This window comes from Paenibacillus pinihumi DSM 23905 = JCM 16419 (assembly GCF_000422505.1).
In the GTDB taxonomy this organism is placed as follows: Bacteria; Bacillota; Bacilli; order Paenibacillales; family Paenibacillaceae; genus Paenibacillus_D; species Paenibacillus_D pinihumi.
This window is the reverse complement of record NZ_AULX01000006.1, coordinates 1-18,411: the sequence shown is the minus strand read 5'-3', so window position 1 is coordinate 18,411 and position 18,411 is coordinate 1. Positions and strand designations below refer to the sequence as shown.

Annotated in this window: 14 protein-coding genes; 8 read left to right on the top strand and 6 right to left on the bottom strand. The window is 48.3% G+C overall.

Annotated features, from left to right (window positions below):
• Positions 1-2 precede the first annotated feature (2 nt).
• The 3 genes from H583_RS0100075 (at position 3) to H583_RS0100065 (ending at position 2,315) form a co-directional block, all read left to right on the top strand.
• Positions 3-611, top strand: a complete 609-nt coding sequence (locus H583_RS0100075; protein ID WP_028558684.1) for a pentapeptide repeat-containing protein — start codon at positions 3-5, stop codon at positions 609-611.
• A 311-nt stretch (positions 612-922) separates the two neighbouring features.
• On the top strand, positions 923-1,294 hold the full coding sequence (locus H583_RS0100070) for a hypothetical protein (RefSeq protein WP_154665759.1): 372 nt from the start codon (positions 923-925) through the stop codon (positions 1,292-1,294).
• Between the two features lie 298 nt (positions 1,295-1,592).
• Entirely contained in the window at positions 1,593-2,315 is a 723-nt protein-coding gene (locus tag H583_RS0100065) for a hypothetical protein (RefSeq protein ID WP_154665758.1), read from the top strand.
• Between the two features lie 292 nt (positions 2,316-2,607).
• On the opposite strand, the gene nfi is transcribed toward H583_RS0100065, so the two are convergent.
• Complete coding sequence (gene nfi / locus H583_RS0100060) at positions 2,608-3,297, bottom strand: deoxyribonuclease V (RefSeq protein WP_028558681.1); 690 nt, start codon at positions 3,295-3,297, stop codon at positions 2,608-2,610.
• A gap of 413 nt (positions 3,298-3,710) precedes the next feature.
• Here nfi and H583_RS0100055 point away from each other — a divergent pair, with 413 nt between their 5' ends.
• The 3 genes from H583_RS0100055 to H583_RS0100045 are packed head-to-tail and all read left to right on the top strand — an operon-like array spanning position 3,711 to position 10,688.
• Positions 3,711-5,444 (top strand): ABC transporter ATP-binding protein, encoded by a 1,734-nt coding sequence (locus tag H583_RS0100055; protein WP_028558680.1) that lies wholly within the window; start codon positions 3,711-3,713, stop codon positions 5,442-5,444.
• Positions 5,437-7,287: an ABC transporter ATP-binding protein gene (locus H583_RS0100050; RefSeq protein WP_028558679.1), complete on the top strand. Its 1,851-nt coding sequence runs from the start codon at positions 5,437-5,439 to the stop codon at positions 7,285-7,287. Before H583_RS0100055 ends, H583_RS0100050 begins: the two co-directional genes overlap by 8 nt.
• Before the next feature lie 50 nt (positions 7,288-7,337).
• Positions 7,338-10,688, top strand: coding sequence for a DEAD/DEAH box helicase (locus tag H583_RS0100045; protein ID WP_028558678.1), 3,351 nt, complete (start codon positions 7,338-7,340; stop codon positions 10,686-10,688).
• A 113-nt stretch (positions 10,689-10,801) separates the two neighbouring features.
• Here the strand turns inward: H583_RS0100045 and H583_RS35015 are convergent, their stop codons facing one another.
• From H583_RS35015 to H583_RS0100015, 5 genes are all read right to left on the bottom strand, one after another.
• Complete coding sequence (locus H583_RS35015; protein WP_051235782.1) at positions 10,802-12,406, bottom strand: M14 family metallopeptidase; 1,605 nt, start codon at positions 12,404-12,406, stop codon at positions 10,802-10,804.
• 269 nt (positions 12,407-12,675) lie between these two features.
• Complete coding sequence (locus H583_RS0100030) at positions 12,676-13,527, bottom strand: SDR family oxidoreductase (protein ID WP_028558677.1); 852 nt, start codon at positions 13,525-13,527, stop codon at positions 12,676-12,678.
• Positions 13,524-14,612, bottom strand: coding sequence for a mannonate dehydratase (gene uxuA / locus H583_RS0100025; protein WP_028558676.1), 1,089 nt, complete (start codon positions 14,610-14,612; stop codon positions 13,524-13,526). The genes H583_RS0100030 and uxuA overlap by 4 nt, the downstream gene beginning before the upstream one ends.
• A gap of 104 nt (positions 14,613-14,716) precedes the next feature.
• Positions 14,717-15,394 carry a GntR family transcriptional regulator gene (locus H583_RS0100020; protein WP_028558675.1) on the bottom strand — a complete coding sequence of 226 codons (678 nt, stop codon included), beginning with the start codon at positions 15,392-15,394 and terminating at the stop codon, positions 14,717-14,719.
• Between the two features lie 199 nt (positions 15,395-15,593).
• Entirely contained in the window at positions 15,594-16,853 is a 1,260-nt protein-coding gene (locus H583_RS0100015; RefSeq protein ID WP_028558674.1) for a TraB/GumN family protein, read from the bottom strand.
• Between the two features lie 325 nt (positions 16,854-17,178).
• Here H583_RS0100015 and H583_RS31415 point away from each other — a divergent pair, with 325 nt between their 5' ends.
• Positions 17,179-17,583: a MerR family transcriptional regulator gene (locus tag H583_RS31415; protein ID WP_051235778.1), complete on the top strand. Its 405-nt coding sequence runs from the start codon at positions 17,179-17,181 to the stop codon at positions 17,581-17,583.
• Positions 17,584-17,654: 71 nt separating this feature from the next.
• Complete coding sequence (locus H583_RS0100005; protein ID WP_028558673.1) at positions 17,655-17,939, top strand: alpha/beta hydrolase; 285 nt, start codon at positions 17,655-17,657, stop codon at positions 17,937-17,939.
• The last annotated feature ends 472 nt before the right edge of the window (positions 17,940-18,411 follow it).

Below are 18,411 nucleotides of genomic sequence, written 5' to 3'. Positions count from 1 at the left end.
GTATGACAACTGATATCAAAGAAATTATAATTCGATTAGAATTACACCGTCTTTGGATCGAAACTATTGGAGAACAAGGCGAAAAACTAGGTATAGATGAAATTGATTTGCGAAATGTAGATTTGTCACAATATCCATTAGACCAAGCATATATTACAGAGTGTATCTTTGATGGAATGAACTTAAATGATAAAGATTTCTCTTCATCTTTACTTAGTTCATCAACTTTTATATCTACAAATTTAGAACGGGCAGACTTTTGTAAATCTAATGTCTCGTATGTGGACTTCACAAATGCCAATGTTAAAGCTGCTCGACTTGCTGATAGTGAATGTATTGAGACGGTGTTTGTTAAAGCTGATTTATCAGATGCTAATTTAGTAGCTGGTCTTTTTGATGAGACGGATTTTCGCAATGCAATATTAAATAATGCTGATCTACGGTTAGCTACGTTTGAAAGAGTATTGGTAAAAGGAGCTAAATTAACTGGGGTTCGGGGGCTAGAAGAGGCTTTTATAAAAAGCATCAATATTGGGACGCCAGAACAACCAAATATTCTAGTAGGTGAGGAAGCTAGAAAATGGTTACAAGATAACAGTTTGAGTAATTAGTAGAATCTAAGAAACAAATGCCAGATAAGTAGACCCTGTACAACAGTAGATAGTAGATTGTACAATACAATCAACAAACCAAACACTTGGTAAACTTTCAAAAGCTCTTTCCAACTTGTTTTATGAGTAGGAATGAGCTTTTTTTGCATGTCCAAAATCAAAGGAGGACGACAATAAATGGTAAAAGGAATACAGTCAGTAGCAGAGGAAGTAGGGTTGGTTGCACAGCTCAAGCAAAGTATGAAGCGATTAGGGCACAAATTGCGGAGCATTACCAGCAAGCCAGAGAAATAAGAAACCAAGCGGACAAGATGAAGGAAATGCTGGCGACCGCCCCTTTTGGTGGCAGAAGACTGGCGCTGTCGGAAGGAGTGCCAGGCTTTGGAACCCACCGGTTCTCGGATACCGGTGGACCGGGGGGAGGCAGAGGCGGAAAGCCAAGCCCGGACCGGCAGAACCAGATTGACTGGAATGAACAGGGGCTTTATTCTGGAAGAGACAGGAATAGCAGCGGGGGAATAAAGAGAAGAATGGTAGTGAGGGTGCGGGTGAAGGTAAAGGCGTACCTAAAGGGTTTGAGAAGCAGGCTAAATCTGCATCCGATATTAGTGCTAAAGCCAAGGACGGAAAAATTAAATTTGCAAGTAACTATCATGGTAGACTTGGAAAAGAGAAAGAGCTAGAGATTTTATCAAAACCTGATGCAGTATATGTTTCAGGAAACAATTCTCAAAACTTAATATATAGGAAAGGGGATAATGTGGTAATAGTTGAGAGCAAAGGCAGTTCCAAAGGGAATATAATTACTAGTTATGGACCAGATGGGGCGAGAGGTGAAAGTGGTGCTGCTATATTTGGTGGAAAACCGACAGATTCTGGTATGCCAGTCACACATGACTCAATAGTAAATGGAAATATTCCTACTCCTAGTGGAGGAACTATGCCGCCTGCTACTCAAATAATACCATGAAAACTATGAAATTGATAATTGATAACAACTTAAGCGATATTAATGAAGAAATAAGATGGTACTTATCCAGTCAAATTATCTGGATTGGTAAGGCGAAAGATTACAAAGAAGTAGAAGAACTAAAAAAAACTTCATATGGAAGTTTTGATTGGTTATGGTCTGATGCGGATACTATTTTATTTAATAAAGATGATTTAAAATTTTCTGGGGCTGTTATAAAGCTATCAGAACCCATAAATGTTATCAAAGAAAAATCGGATATAAAACAGTTTGAGGGAAGAAATGGAATCATTAAGTTAAGAGATAAGAAAAATTTCAATAGTAAATTATCCTATATAACAGAATATTATCCTAGAGAGGATAAGATAATTTCTTATTCAGAGACATGGGATAAATTAGAGCGAGTTGTTTTAGTGAATATGACTGGGAACTTTTCTTTTGTTCTGCAAAATGATGAGATGGTTGGGTTTGTTCTTGAAAATGCTAGTAAGCATATTATTTCTGATAGCATTCACTTTGTTGAGGAGAGAGGAGCTGTTGAACCTGATTTTTCCCTGAAATTAAGTGCTTTTCTGGAATTAGTAGAAATGATGGAAAGTGAAATACCCGAGATTGAAGAATCAGAGTTGAAAAAATCATTTGCAAAAATATACGAGGAAATATTGCCTTATGAAGGAACGAACTATATTGCATTGAGAGATACAATATTGAATGTCATAGATTATATGGATTAAGGTTTGGGGGCTACCCAGTGCCGAATAAACCAATCATTCACTCAAATGCACATATAACCCATGTAATACCCGTATAAAGATTTCTTCAATTGGGTTGTACGCACATGAGGTTTGAATTATATACCCTATTTAACGTAATAGCATAGCATTGAACAGGTCAATTATGGTCAGATAAGTCCACAATTGACCTGTTTTTAACTCTATTCGGCTAGCGGCAGAACAATTGCGTCAGATAAAACAGTATTATTAAAAACCTGAATAAATAATACACTTAAATTCAATTTTCATTACCTTATTTCCCACCCCAATCACTCCCCGCCAAAACTCTGTTCACAAGCTGATCCGCTTGCCGGGTCGTCTCAGGCAGACGGTAGTTGGGCGCAAGTTTTAAAATCCAGTCACAGGCTGTTGCCAAGGAGATCCGATGTCCAATGGACACATAAACAGGTTTAATATGATCCTGGGTTCGGAGCACATTTCCGATGATTTCGTCTTGGTCCACTAATGGTGAGAAGGCCCCTCTATTAAACTCCGGAGTTGTAAAATCCCCCAACAGCCTGGTTTTCCCGCACCCGATTGCAGGAAGATCAAATAGAACGCCCAGATGGCTCGCTAACCCGAAGCGTCTAGGGTGGGCCATGCCTTGGCCGTCGCAGACGATAAGCTGAGGAGCAGTCTTGAGCAGCTTAAATGCCTTCACTAAAGGAGGGATTTCCCGGAATGAAAATAAACCCGGAATATAAGGGAACTGGGCATCGTCCTCCACAGTCACTGATTCCACTAACCTTAACGAGCCTGCCTCCAAAATAACAATGGCCGCAATTAATTTGTCATTCTGCTCACTGTACGCTACATCTGCACCTGCAATGTAACGGACGGGATCAAGCCTATCGTCAGTAACCACCTTTAACGCAAGCTCTTGCTGCAATTGTACAGCTTCGATTTCAGTTAAATTCCACGAATGTGCTAATACTGGCTCCATAAGAACTCCCCCAGAGATTTAAAATAGCGTTTAAGCTGCTCTTTCTTTATCTGACTCTATCTACAAAATTATTCCTAATCTGCTTTTCTCTATTATATATGACGAACAAAGCCGCTGCTTTTATGAAAGCTGTTCATTCCGGTCTTTTTGAGCATACTTTTCTTTGCTGTCTCTCTTTGCTGCCGCACTGAAGGTTTACTTGCCTGTTATATATGCAACAAATGACTTTAGAAATTACCATCACACTGAGCTATAATAGAAGAGATGGTTTTCATAGTTTCGGTTGTAGTCTTTTTTTATTTTAAAAATGAAAGTTTCGGCGTTGTTATTCTTTGCAGCGGACTAACTCATGGAAAGCCGCAGTGTATAGGTGTATGACCAGTTTGGCGGCTTTTCAAATCGGAGGAATGCGAATGCTCAAAATGTTAAGCTTCCTGCAAAAATACCGGATTGCGGCTATCGTGGCGCTGCTGATGATGCTGGTTGAGCTTGCTGTCGAGCTCACGCAGCCATACTTCATCGCCAAGATTATCGATGACGGTATCCGGAAGGAAGAATTGTCTGTTGTATGGCTATGGGGCGGAGTGCTGGCTGCCAGTACGGTCCTGGCATTCATCATGGGAATTGCCAGCTCTTTTTTTGCTGCCCATGCGAGCCTTGGACTCGGTTACGATCTGCGGGAAAAATTGTATCACAAGGTTCAGTCCTTCTCTTATGAGGTGTTTAACCGTTTTGCCGCTTCCTCGCTTATTACGAGACTGACGGCTGACGTCAATCAGGTGCAGGACATCGTCTTTATGTCGCTGCGTTTTATGACACGGGTGCCCCTAGTTGTAATCGGAAGTATCATAATGGCACTTATCGTTAATGTAAAGCTCGGCTTGCTGCTGGTGCTGACTGTCCCGCCGCTGTTCCTGTTTGCAGTGTGGATGACCAGGAAGTCCATTAGCCTGTTCCACATTGTCCAGCAGCGGCTGGATAACGTGAACGGCGTCATTCAGGAAAATCTCGTCGGCATCCGTCTGATCCGGGTATTCGTGCGGATGGTCCATGAAATCGAGCGCTTCGCCACTGCAAGCGGCAAGCTTATGAAGGATTCTGTACGCGTCCTGCGGCTTACCGAATCGACGATGCCCTTTATTTTGCTGCTCATGAATGCCAGCGTTATTGCGGTGCTCTGGTTTGGCCGCCAGGATATTTTCGATGGCCACGCATCCGTAGGGGAAGTGGTCGCTGTCGTGAATTACTCGCTCAGGACGATCGGGGCACTGTCCGTTCTCTCCTGGCTGGTTATGGTCTACTCCCGCTCCAGTGCTTCTGCCCAGCGGATTCAAGAGGTGCTTGCAACGGAAGACGGCATGGAAGTAAGCACGGCAGGGATCGCTGCCGGAAATGCACGTCCAATTACAGGCAGCGTGGAGTTTGACAGGGTGGGCTTTGAATATGCCACAAGCGAGCTTTCCGTGCTCAGCGATATTTCATTCCGGGCCCGCCCGGGAGAGCGGATCGCCATTATGGGCGCGACAGGTTCGGGAAAATCTTCTCTCATTCAATTGATTCCCCGTCTCTATGAGCCGCATGAAGGCGTGGTGAAAGTGGACGGCACAGATGTCCGCAAGCTTGATCCTGCGGTACTCCGTGGGGCGATCGGCTATGTGCCGCAGGAAATGATGCTGTTCTCCGGTACCGTTCGCGAAAATATTGCGTGGGGCCGCGAGGATGCAACACTCGCAGAGGTGAAGGAAGCTGCAAGACAGGCGCAAATTCATGAGACGATTGAATCGCTCTCTGACGGCTATGATACAATGCTTGGCCAGCGGGGCGTCAATCTGTCCGGCGGGCAGAAGCAGCGGCTGATGATTGCGCGGGCGCTTGTCCGCAGACCGGCAATTCTTATTCTCGACGACAGTACGAGTGCGCTTGATGTCCGGACAGAGGCTTCTTTGCTTGAGGAGTTGAAGCAGTTGTCCTGTACGACATTCATTATTACCCAGAAGATCAGCTCGACGTCCTCCGCAGATTTGATCCTGCTGCTGGATGAAGGACGTCTGATTGCGCAGGGCAAGCATGAGGAACTCATGCAGACGTCCAAGCTGTACCGTCAAATTTATCAGTCCCAGTATGGGGAGGTGGCCGCAAATGCTTAAAGCATTGACTGAACCTTTCCGCACACCGTACCCGCGGCAGGCAGATGGCGAGGGCGCACAGGCGCAAGGAAAAGGCGGCGCAGGCAAGCGCAAAGCCAAGGTGCGGAATTGGTCGGAAACGCTGCGCCGCATTTGGTCCTATCTGGCCTTGCGTAAGGTCAAGCTGATGCTTGTCCTGCTCATGGTAGTGCTTAGCTCAGCGCTGTCGCTGCTGGGACCATACCTGATCGGCACAGCCGTGGATAATTATTTGGAGGGCAGCGGGGGCAGCGATTGGGTGTACTTCCTGAGCGGGCTTGCCGGTGTATACATCCTGTTCTCCCTGACTTCATGGCTGCAAAATATATGGATGATCGAAATTTCCCAGGAGACCGTCTACCGTCTGCGGTTTGATTTGTTCTCCCAGTTGCACAAGCTGCCAATTCCATTCTATGGCAAGCGCCAGCAAGGGGAAATTATGAGCCGGGTCACCAATGATATTGAAAATGTCAGCTCCACGCTCAACAGCTCGGCGATTCAAATTTTCTCCAGTGTGCTGACGCTCATCGGGACAGTCTCGGTCATGCTGTGGCTCAGCCCGCTGCTGACATTGCTGACCTTCACGGTTGTCCCGCTGATGGCGCTGGGAATGCGCTGGATTACAAGGCGCACAGGACCTTTGTTCAAGCAGAGGCAGCGCAACCTCGGGGAGCTGAACGGCTACATTGAGGAGACGCTGTCCGGGCAGCGGATGATTAAGGCCTTTTCCCAGGAGGAGCGGGCAATCCGCGGCTTTCAGGAACGCAATGAACGGATTAGGCTGTCCGGATTCTGGGCGCAGACGATTTCCGGCTTTATTCCAAAGCTGATGAACGGTTTGAACAATATGAGCTTTACCATTATTGCCGGCATTGGCGGCATTTTGGCTGTTAATGGAGCGATCACGGTTGGAATCATTATTGTATTCGTCGAATACGCGAGACAGTTTACGCGCCCGCTCAATGATCTGGCCAACCAATGGAATACGCTGTTGTCTGCTATTGCAGGTGCGGAGCGCGTATTTGAGGTTATGGATGAGAAAGAGGAGTCCAGCGATGAGCAGGCTGCCGTGAATCTCGGGCAGATGAAGGGAGCAATAGCCTTTGAACAGGTGTCCTTTGGCTACGACAGCAGCCGCCCGACACTTAAGGACATTAGCTTCAAGGCGAAGCCGGGCGAGACTGTTGCCCTCGTCGGTCCGACAGGGGCGGGCAAGACGACGCTGATTCAGCTGCTCTCCCGGTTCTACGATGCGAACAGCGGAAGCATTAAGGTAGATGGGTTGGATATCCAATCCGTCAAACGTGAAAGCCTGCGATCCCATATGGCATTTGTGCTGCAGGATACCTTTTTGTTCAAAGGAACGATTCGGGAAAATATTCGCTTCGGCCGTCTGGATGCTACAGACGAGGAAGTCGAGCAGGCCGCAAGGCTTGCGAATGCGGAGCCTTTTATTTTAAGAATGAAGGGCGGCTATGACAAAGTGCTGGATACCGGAGGCAGCGGAATCAGCCAAGGCCAGAAACAGCTGCTGGCGATTGCCAGAGCAATTCTTGCGAATCCTTCCATTCTGGTACTTGATGAAGCGACAAGCAGTATCGATACGGTTACGGAAATTAAGATTCAGGAAGGGCTGGAGCGCCTGATGGAGGGACGGACGAGTTTTGTTATTGCACACCGGCTCAATACCATCCGCAGCGCGGACCGGATTCTGGTACTGAAGGACGGACGGCTGTTGGAGCAGGGCTCTCATGATGAACTGGTTAAGCAAAAGGGCTTTTACAGCGATTTGTACGTCAGCCAGCTCCGCAAAATGGCCCGGTAAATGAAGCGGCAAAAAGCCTGTCAGACCAGTAAGAGAAAGGCAGTGAGGGCATGACCTATGAAGTGACCGACTGGAACATTAAGGTGCTGTGCGGTCAAACCTCCTTTCGGCGGGGCAAAACCTATTACTACGACGGAAGTGTCACTTTCAACTTCTGCGATATAGAGGGTGGCCGCTTTGAGGCGAAAGTGCGGGGCAATGAAAATTATGAGGTTCAGGTAGAGATAAGCCCGAGGAACGATGAGGAGCTTGACATCGATGCCGAATGTACATGTCCAGCTTTTTATGCTTATGATAACTATTGCAAGCATATTGCAGCCGTTTTAGTTGGCATTCAGGGTCTTCATTCGGATGTCAGCGGCTTACTCAAAGAGCCGGCGATTTCTGCCAATGGAGGCAGTGGCGACAGTGAGATGACCAGCAAGCAACAGAGGCTGTCCCAAAATGCTGCACGCAGAGGGGAGCTTTCCGCCGGAGATGAGCAGCTTGCGACCGGTTTCCTCCATGTCTTTGATACGAAGCGAAGCCTTCCTGCCCGCTCGTTGGGCTTGATTGCTGAAGTGCGTTCCCCTCTGCAGATTGAATTTATTTGCAAGGTACACACGGTTGGATACCGAAAGTCTGTATTTGGGCTGGAGATGAAGGCAGGTACCAGACGCTTATATATCGTGCAAAAAATTAAAGCCTTCCTGGAGGCGGTCGCCAAACGGGAGTCTTATTATTTCTCGCAGCATTTCACCTATGATCCGCAGGCGCATGTCATTTCGGGCAGTGACGACGAAATCATTCGCCATCTGCTGCATATTTTCAAGAATGAAAAAATGATGCGGGAAATGTTTCAGCCTTATTCTACCTATTCCAATTCCTCAAGCAATGACCGGTTGCTTCTTGTTCCTCCCTTGGAGTGGGAACGGCTGCTCCCCTTGCTTACGGCTGCTCCTTCCGTGAGACTGGAGCACGAGGGGCAAAGCTATGAACGGCTGAATATATCCGACGAACCGATTCCGGTGCAGTTTGAATTTGACCAGTCCCGCTATGGGAGTGAAGGCTATCAATTGCAGGTAACGGGGATGGACGCGCTCACGATTATGGAAGCTTACAATACCGTCATTGCCGGGGGCAGGCTGGTCAGATTGAATGAAGAGTCATTCAGGCAGCTCATGGAGATCAAGCAGCTCCTGGGTTCCCGCCGTGATCAACAGGTACAGATTCAGCCGCAGCAAATGGAGCCCTTCATGGAGAAAGTCGTACCTGGCTTGATGAAGCTTGGCCAAGTGCAGATTGCGACAGCAATATCGGACCGGATCGTCCGAACGAGGCTGCAGGCACGCCTGTATCTGGACCGTATCCGTGACAGGCTTGTTGCAGGGCTGGAATTCCAGTACGGGGATATTATCATCAATCCCTTGGAGGACATCGGCACAAGCCGCGGCCATGGGCAAATTTTGGTCCGGGATGGCGATAAGGAGCAGCAGATCTTTTCTTTGATGGAACAGGCGGGCTTCATATCAACGGAGAGCGGCTATTTTATGGAAGATGAAGAGGCTGAGTTCGAGTTCTTATATCACGCTATACCAGAGCTGGAAAAGCTGCTTCTTGTCCATGCAACTTCGGCTGTCAAAGCCCGGCTGTATCCGGGTTCCGTTATGCCTATTGTCAAGGCGGATGTGGATGAGCGTACCGACTGGCTCAGCTTTGAATTCAAGCTGGACGGCATTTCAGAACGTGAAATTCGCAGTGTTCTCAAGGCAGTGAAGGAGAAGCGCAGATATTTCCGGATGAAGGACGGGGCTTTCATGCCGCTGGACGGAGCAGCATTCGAGGAGATTCGCCGGCTCATCGAAGAGTTTGGCGGGCGCACGGGTGACTGGAAAGGGGCAGAGCTGCGCCTGCCCGCGTGGCAAGCGATGCGGCTTCAAGCCGAGGACAAGGATGGGAGCAGCATCAAACGCGGCAAGCTGCTCCGCCGCTTCCTGGACAATATGCGCAATCCCGATAATCTGGACTTTCCGGTGCCGGATTCCCTTGCGCCTGTACTTCGGGATTATCAAAAATACGGTTTTCAATGGATGAGAACGCTGGCGAATTACCGTTTTGGCGGTATATTGGCTGATGATATGGGATTGGGCAAGACCCTGCAAAGCATTGCGTTTCTCGTATCGATCCTGCCGGATATTCGGGAGCAGGGTATTCCGGCCTTCATTGTCTGTCCGGCTTCATTGCTCTACAACTGGCGTAATGAGATGGCCCGCTTTGCGCCTGAATTGCGTGTTATCATCCAGGATGGCAGCAGAGAGGAACGCAGCCATACCGCCAAGGAACTTGCAGATACGGATGTGATCATCACCTCGTATCCGCTGCTGCGGCGGGATATCGGTCTGTATGCGGAGCATAGCTTTCATACCCTGATTTTGGATGAGGCCCAAGCTTTCAAGAACTATGCGACCCAGACGGCGCAGGCGGTCAAATTGCTTGAGGCCCGTTATCGCTTCGCGCTGACGGGAACACCAATAGAGAACTCCATCGAGGAGCTTTGGTCCATTACAAGCAGTGTATTCCCGGAACTGTTTCATTCCCGTAAGGCATTTGCGGACTTGGCAAGAGAGGATATCGCCAGACGGGTCAAGCCGTTCCTGCTTCGCCGTTTGAAGACAGAGGTGCTCGGGGAGCTTCCCGAGAAGATTGAATCCCTGCAAGCCTCGGAACTGCTGCCGGAGCAGAAGAAGCTTTATGTTTCTTATCTGGCGCAGCTTCAGCAGGAGGCCGTCAAGCATTTGAACGAGGATGACTTTCAGAAGAACCGGATCAAAATTTTGGCAGGAATAACCCGCCTGAGGCAGCTATGCTGTCACCCTGGCCTGTTTGTAGAGGGGTATGAGGGAAGCTCGGCCAAATTCGAGCAGCTAATGGAACTGATTGCAGAGTGCCGCGGCGCTGGCAAGCGCATGCTCATCTTTTCTCAATTTACGGATATGCTTGGGTTCATCTCGCGTGAACTGGGACTGCAAGAGATTCCATTCTTTTATCTGGACGGGAAGACGCCTGCCGCAGAGCGGGTGGAATTATGCAGCCGGTTTAATGAGGGGCAGCGGGATGTGTTCCTGATCTCGTTGAAAGCCGGGGGCACAGGACTCAATCTGACGGGAGCCGATACTGTCGTTCTGTATGATCTATGGTGGAATCCCGCTGTCGAGCAGCAGGCGGCTGACCGGGCGCACCGGATTGGTCAAAAGAAAGTGGTGCAAGTCATTCGGCTGGTTGCCCAGGGCACAGTCGAGGATAAAATGTACGAGCTGCAGCAGCGAAAGAAAAATCTGATCGAACAGGTCATTCAGCCTGGGGCGGAGTCGCTGTCTTCGCTGACCGAGCAGGAAATACGTGAAATTCTGATGCTAACATAGCTGTCAGGTCAAGACGGCCATCATCACCCGCGATGATGGCCGTCTTGCTGCATGAGGAGTGATTTGGGGAATAGGGGCAGCCAAACTTAGCCCTTTCATTTCATCCCGTCGCTTTATCTCCGATTCTCTTCCTGAAAGTGCCCCTCTGTCTGGTCTACGGTATTACCGGCACCAGCTTCCTCATCCTGAGCTTCCGGCGTTCCCGGATCAATCTCGGCAGCCGGTATTGTACTCACAACCCACACTTGGTCAGCCTTTACCCATCTCGGAACCTTTGGTGTGTCCGCCAGATACCAGTCCTGCCATGCGAGCAGAATCTTAAACTTTTGATCCGCGTATCGGAGTGATAACGGTTTGGTTTGGAGGGGAGAGGCGTGCAACGCCGTATCCTTTGTAAATAGCAGAATATTTTCCTCCCCGGCGGCAGTGATATTCTGAAGAACAGCCCTGGAGCTTATCCAGCCCTTGTCCTTGCCGTTCTGAATCTGAACCCAGTTTCCTTTCGTATGAATTTGTTTATACAGCCCTTCTACAGCAGTGCCGACAGGCTTCTCTTTGAACCCCGGATATTGATAGAGTGTTTCCCGGGCAGTTAAATAGATTTCTGCCGGAGCCGCTTCTAATATCTGCGTATTCATCCAGAGCTTATAGCCCTCTTGAACAATCATCCATGCTGTTCCTTGATGCTGCCGCCAAATCCGGTCCCATTCTCCCAATGGAACATGCTGTCCCGAAACGACACGGGAGATTTCCGGGGTTATCGCCGGTCTGCCAAATTCCGTAATGAACCAGTCCGTGAACCCGCCGCCTGAAGGATTAGGCGATGGCGAGATGAGCCTGTAGCCTGTCAGATTGGCATATCTCTGGGCTATAGCGCGGTCTCTTGCTAGATTGGCCGACTTGGTCTTGTAATTCCAATAGATGATTTCTCCGGCAGAATGATAGGATATCGCAAGCTGGGGCATAATTTCACGTGTAAAAGTTGCCATAATTGCAGCCTCCTTGGCTTGCAGCGGCGTGCTTCCTTTGTAATTCATATAGCTTCCGGAGGGACGGTTATTGCGTATGGAATCCCATCCGGCCGGATACTGACGGTTCAAGTCGATCCCTTTGGCGTTAGCCTTCCATCTGGCAAAGTTCCTGCTGCCTTCGTTCATTTGAATTAATGACGCATGGACGACCTGGGGGAATGCGGATAATCCTTTTTGCTGTAAGGTAACACCGTCCGGATTAACCATGGGCACGATAACAACGGTGACGTGGTCAAGCAAATCTTTTACTTTCAGATTGTCATAGGAAGCATTCCGGACATAGCTTTCCCCATAGTATTCGGCCATCTTCATTAACAGATTGGTCGTCATCCACTCACGCGCATGATGCGAACCGTTTAATAGAATAACGGCCGGCCCTTTTCCAATCGTCAGACACCATAATTCACGGTTATATTCGCTTGTGCCAAGCGAAGACATCGTCATAAGCTCCGGGTAGCGCTTAACGAGCGTCCTCATATCCTTTTCCATGATTTCATACGTATAAATCTGTTTCGGATTTACAATTCCGGCAGCGGAGGCGGTCGAAGCCGGATCGCACATATGCAGCAGAAATAAAGCCAATATTAGAAAGACGCCTCTTTGGATTTGCTTACGGGTTTTGTTCATTTTCTCTGACTTTCTCTCCTCTGGAATGATTTTCTTGTAGTTGCTAGAGTTATTCGACACAAATTTACAATCTCCTTGTGCATGAATAGGTTTTTTGGCAGGGATCAGATAGGCGAAAAGGCATATGGAAAACGGAATGAGGGAACTATATTAAACTTTGTGATAGAGTAGAGTTATAACTCTTCTTTTTTCCCGAGGCAGGAGAGAGAGAATGGAGGGGCAGAGATTACGGGCAAGCAAAAAAAGCTCCAGACCTGATTGGGCAGGTGCTGGAGCGCAGTATCAATACGATTTAATTCCGATTCTTGGCTTACAATGACGGACGCAGGCTATACTCCTGAATAGGCCATGAAGCCGCCGTCCACTGCAATCGTCGTTCCGGTTACAAAGCCGGAGGTTTCGTGATCTGCGAGCCATAAGAGCGTACCGAGCAAATCCTCCGGCTTGCCGAAGCGGCGCATCGGTGTGTGGGAAATGATTTTGTGTGAACGATCGGTCAGTGAACCATCCTCATGGAGCAGCAGCCGCCTGTTCTGCTCGGTAAGGAAGAAGCCGGGCGCAAGCGCATTAACGCGGATGCCGGTCTCAGCCAAATGAACAGCCAGCCATTGGGTAAAGTTATTAATAGCAGCCTTTGCTGCACTATATGCAGGCACCTTGGTCAGGGGGGAAGGGGCGCTCATGGAAGAAATATTAACGATAGTCGCGCCGTCCCTCCCCAGCATTTGTCTGGTAAAGGCCTGCGTCGGAATAAGGCTGCCGATAAAATTTAAATCCATGACATTGCGGAAGCCGTCAATGCTCAAATTGAACAATGTCGTCAGCTCAGGATGATCGAGATCCTGCTGCTGAAAAATTTCATTCGTCGTATTGGCCTTTGGATGATTGCCCCCGGCTCCGTTAATCAGAATATCGCATGGCCCCAGCTGCTTCTGAACGGCTGCTGCTGCTGCCGATACACTTTCAGCTGAAGTAACGTCACAAGAGACGGCAATCGCTTTGCCGCCAAGCTGCTCAATGTCCTCTACAACTTTTTGCCCCTTCTCAAGCGTCCTGTTAAGGATGGCAATTTGTGCGCCCTGCCGTGCCAGTTCAATCGCCATAACCCGGCAGAGAACACCGGCACCACCTGTAATGACAACCGTTTTACCCTTCAGCGAAGGATGGATGGGCTGACTCATGCTTGCACGACCTCCTTTTCCTTACGGCTATTGCGTTCATACGCGTCCCATAATCCCCATAGATACATGATGCCGAGCGCCCGGTCGTACAGCCCGTATCCCGGACGGCAGGATTCTCCCCATAGATGGCGTCCGTGATCCGGGCGGCAGAATCCGGTAAAGCCTTCCTCCTGGTAAGCCTGCACAATACCTTCAATATCTACAGTCCCGTCCTGGGTCCGGTGTGAGGTTTCAATGAAATCCCCATTTTCATAGACTCTGACATTGCGGATATGTGTGAACGGAATCCGGTCAATGAATTCATGCACCATGGACACAATATCGTTATCCGGGTTGGCTCCCAGCGAGCCGCTGCATAGCGTAATACAGTTATAAGGGCTGTCATTGAGTGCGAGATAGCGGCGGATATTTGCCTGACCTGTAATGATGCGAGGCAAACCAAAGATCGGCCATGGCGGGTCGTCCGGGTGAATGGCCATTTTGATATCATGCTCGGCAGCTACCGGAATAATCTCATTCAGGAAGTAACGGGCATTCTCCCACAGATGCTCCTCCGTCACGTCTTGATAGGCTTCAAAGAGCCGGGTCAAATATTGCAGGCGCTCCGGCTCCCAGCCGGGCATCGTCAGTTTTGAATTCTCATTGATCTGCTTCACCAGATCGAACGGATCAATATTTTCGATTTTTGCTTTCTCATAAAAGAGGGCGGTGGACCCGTCGCTCATTTCTTTGAACAGGTCGGTGCGGAGCCAGTCGAAGATCGGCATAAAATTATAACAAATCACTTTGACTCCAACCTGGGCCAGCTTGACAATGGTCTTCTTGTAATTCTCAATGTAGACATCCCGGCTGGGCAGACCAAGCTTGATATCCTCGTGAATATTGACGCTCTCTACGACCTTGAGATGCAGACCGGCTTTGTCGGCCGCGGCTTTGACCGCCAATATTTTGTCCATAGGCCACTCTTCCCCTGCGGGAACATCATGAAGTGCCCATACGATGCCTTCTACACCGGGAATCTGCCGGATTTGATCCAGCGTTACCGTATCATTGCCTTCACCAAACCATCGAAATACCATTTTCATGAATTGAATCCGCCTTTCGATTTTTGTAGTCAAGACGTGCACTCTGCTTACAAGCAGACCTCCAAGACATGGACCATCCGTAAACTTGGGACCATACAGCTGAATTATTTAAAGTAAGCGGGAAACTTCTCTTTGAGCAGCGATTGGTCCGTAACGGTCAGGTTCAAATGATTTTGCATTAACCGGTCTGCTTCGGAGCTGTTATGTGCCTCTATTGCCGTTGCCATCTGCTCATGCTGGGCGTAGATGTGGTTCCAATTATGATCCGCTGCAAGACGAAGCATGCGGCTGCGGTTCAGATGCACATTGACATGCTGGATGACGCCCCAGGTATAGCTTTTGCCGCAGCCCTCAAAGATCGTGCGGTGGAACTCTTCATCAAGCTCGAACATTTTCTTGTAATCCTGATTCTCAACAGACAGCTTTTGCAGTGCGAGATTGCCCTGGAGCTTGATGAGCTGCTCTTGAGGGAAGCGGTCACAGGCCTGCTTGATGACCGCACGCTCCAACTGTTCCCGCATAAAGCGGGCTTCTTCTACCAGTGAAGTATCAATGAGCGAGACGTAGGTTCCGCGCTGAGGAAGAATTTCCAGCAGCCCTTCCTGGGCCAGCTGCACAAAGCTTTCCCTGACAGGGGTACGGCTGACATTGAATTGAAGGGATATTTCCTTCTCGGACAGCCCGGTCCCCGGCGGCAGCTCCAGCTGCAGAATTTGTTCCCTGAGTGCGCTGTAGACCACCTCGCGGGTTGAGGCGGACTGTGGCGGTTTGACGAATACCATGTCCTTGCTCCTTTTTTATTATGTTAGCGCTTACGTTAATACTACCATACTTGTATGGTAGTGTGGTAGTTGTTATTTTAATTATGAATATTCAAATTCAATGGATGTGATGCAGGGAATGCAAGTCTTCCGGGAAAATAAAAAAACAGGACCAACCAAATGATTAGCCCTGCTGTCTCGTTATAGGATTGTATGGGTTCTATTGTCTTTCTACAGTAAAGCCGTCCTTCTCCAGAAGCGGAACAACGCCATGGTCGCCCAGCATGTGCAGTGCGCCGACAACAACGAGGTAGGTTTCTTTTTTATCGCTATTCAGGTAGCCTTTAATTTTCTCGGCCATTTCTTCATTGCGGTCAGAGAGCATTCCTTTGTAGTACTCGGCATCCCAGGCAGAGGCTTTGGTGAGCTCGGCCAAGATTGCATCATCGCCCTCGATCCACATTTTGGTCAGGATATCGATGCCTTCACCCGGAGCAGGGGCCTCATCAGAAGCCGGCTCCAGTGTTTGCAGCAGCAGCTTTTCCTGTAGAGGGTCCGAGAAGTTGTTGAACATCTGGAATTGCGATTCCATGCTTTCCAATGAAACAACCGGCTTTTTTACTTGTTTGGCATTTTGAATCAGATACATGTCAATGCCGATTTCAGGCTGGTAGCCAGCCTCTGCAATTTGCAAATTGGCAATGTTTTGCGTGACGATCCACGGTTTGAAGTTATCAAAGGTGTTTTCCGGATATTCATTTGCTTTCAGGAATGCTGCAACTTTTTTGTACGTTTCAGGGGAGATATGATCCTTGAGTGTGGTTCCGTCTTTGTATGTACCCAAGTCCATTACAAGCTTTTGTGCTTCTTCGGGAACAATCGTTGTCAAGTCGACTTCTACGCCCAAGTAGTCAGCAGCTTTGAACGCATTCTCAATCTCCGGGCGAAGCGGGTACATGCCTTTTTTGGCTACATGAATGGAACCGAGCAGATATACGGTGTTACCTTTATTCTCTACCTTCCATAGAAAGCCGCGGCTTCCGTCTTGTTGCTGCTCAGAGGTAAGGGTAACCTGGCGCAGTGACTGGTTCCAGGCGACCTTATAGCCCGTAGTCTCGGCGACAAAGCGGAGCGGTACATACGTTACATTGCTTATTTGTTTTGGAGCGGCAGCCAGCTTGACTGTTTTCCCGTTCGCAGTTGCATTCGTGTTGCCGATTTGAAGTGATAATGTCAGACCTTCCTTGGCGACGCTTGCTGTACGGGTGGCTTCATTCCAATTCAATTTGACATCCAGCTTCTCCAGCAGCGGCCGCATCGGTACGAGCGTTACCCCTTTTTCTACGATCGGCTCAGACGTGCTGAACCGGATTTGCTCGCCATTCAGCCATACGGACATGGCTTTCTCTGCTGCGTGAACGGAAGAGAATACAGAAGTAAGCAAAAATAGGGAAAGAAATAGAGCGCTAATTTTTTTCATCTGCATATAAGCTCCTTCTATTAAAATAATAAAGCGACATGGATAATTAGAGCTTAAGTGTTCTCCTTACCCGGATGAGATGCTTGTCCTCCTTCCATTCCTGAGAGTCAAACAAGGCTCGTATGCCGCAGCACGACCCCTTACTGCCTCTATGGAGTTATTAACCATAACAATTATACGCAATTTCCAGATATTTGTTACAAAAATGATGTTACGAGAAGATGAACCATTATTAAATGATGCCCTTGGAGAACTGAAGGTCGGGGAAACAAACCATAATGAGCCATATTTATGAAGCTAAAATCAGTGCAGGGGGGACCAACTTATGGAAGGGTATCTTCGGGGGCAAGCTGCCGAAATGGCAGGCATTAATCTGGAAACGTTGCGTTACTATGGGAAATTGGGGCTAATTGAAACTTCGGCTCGTACACCTTCAGGCTATCGGCTTTATCCGGAGGAGTCTATTGTAAGGCTGGCTTTTATTCGCAACGCCAAGCTGTGCGGATTCACATTGCGTGAAATCAAAAAAGCATTGACACGATCTGAGGGAAGCGGAATCCGTATAGAGGACTTTGTTAACGTAATCGAAAGGAAAGTTTCTACTATTAATAGAGAAATCCCGGAGCGGGAGCATACGAAGTCTATGCTGGACAATTTGAAATCCTCGCTGCTGGATAAGGACAGAGATCCGGGCGTGCAGGAATTACTGCGCATACTCAAAATAGAATAGCGGCTTGACCCTGTACCATGCTACAGGCTGTAAACTGAGATTGGCTTGATACAGTGGCTGCTCTGGACCCTATGGGAAGTCTTGAAGCAAACCGGTTTATTCTGAATATGTATCTGCAAGACTGGGAAGGTACACTGCCGAAGATTCTTTCCCCATTAAAAATGGATCTGGAAGGTCTGCCCCCGATGCTCATTCAGGTTGGCAGCCATGAGGTGCTTCTTAGTGATGCGGTCAGGCTTGCTCAACGATCAAGGGCAGCAGGCATAAATGTAGATCTGGAAATCTGGGAAGGGATGTGGAGTGTTTTTCAGTCCATGGCATATATGCTCCCTGAGGGGGAAGAGGCGATTACGTGAATAGCCGGTTTTACAGAAAAGATCCTGTCAGAATACAAAACGTGAAAACAATTAACTACTTATATAGTAAGAAGAAATGAGTGGATGGCTAATTCCGGTCTATGGCGATATGGTGATTTCAATAAAAAGCGGAGTGGGCCGGACAGTCCGGCTAAATGGAATGATATTTAAATTTCAGCAGGCTGGCGTTAAATAGTGAGAACAGGCAAATGAATAAAAATCCTATTTGCTTCTTTCTGGTCCGGATGCCAGACGGCATTCAATCCGCAAGCAGTAACAGCTGTAAAATGGGGGATTAAAGGCGACTAATATTTTTTTAAAATAATGCTTGCAATTGCTCCAACAAACATGGTATATTATTTCTTGCCGCTTCTGAGGCGGTACGATATACAACGCAGTTTTTGTTTTGTGAGTGAAGGGCTTTGAAAGACTTCGAAAAAAAAGTTTTAAAAAAAGCTTGCCAAGACATAGT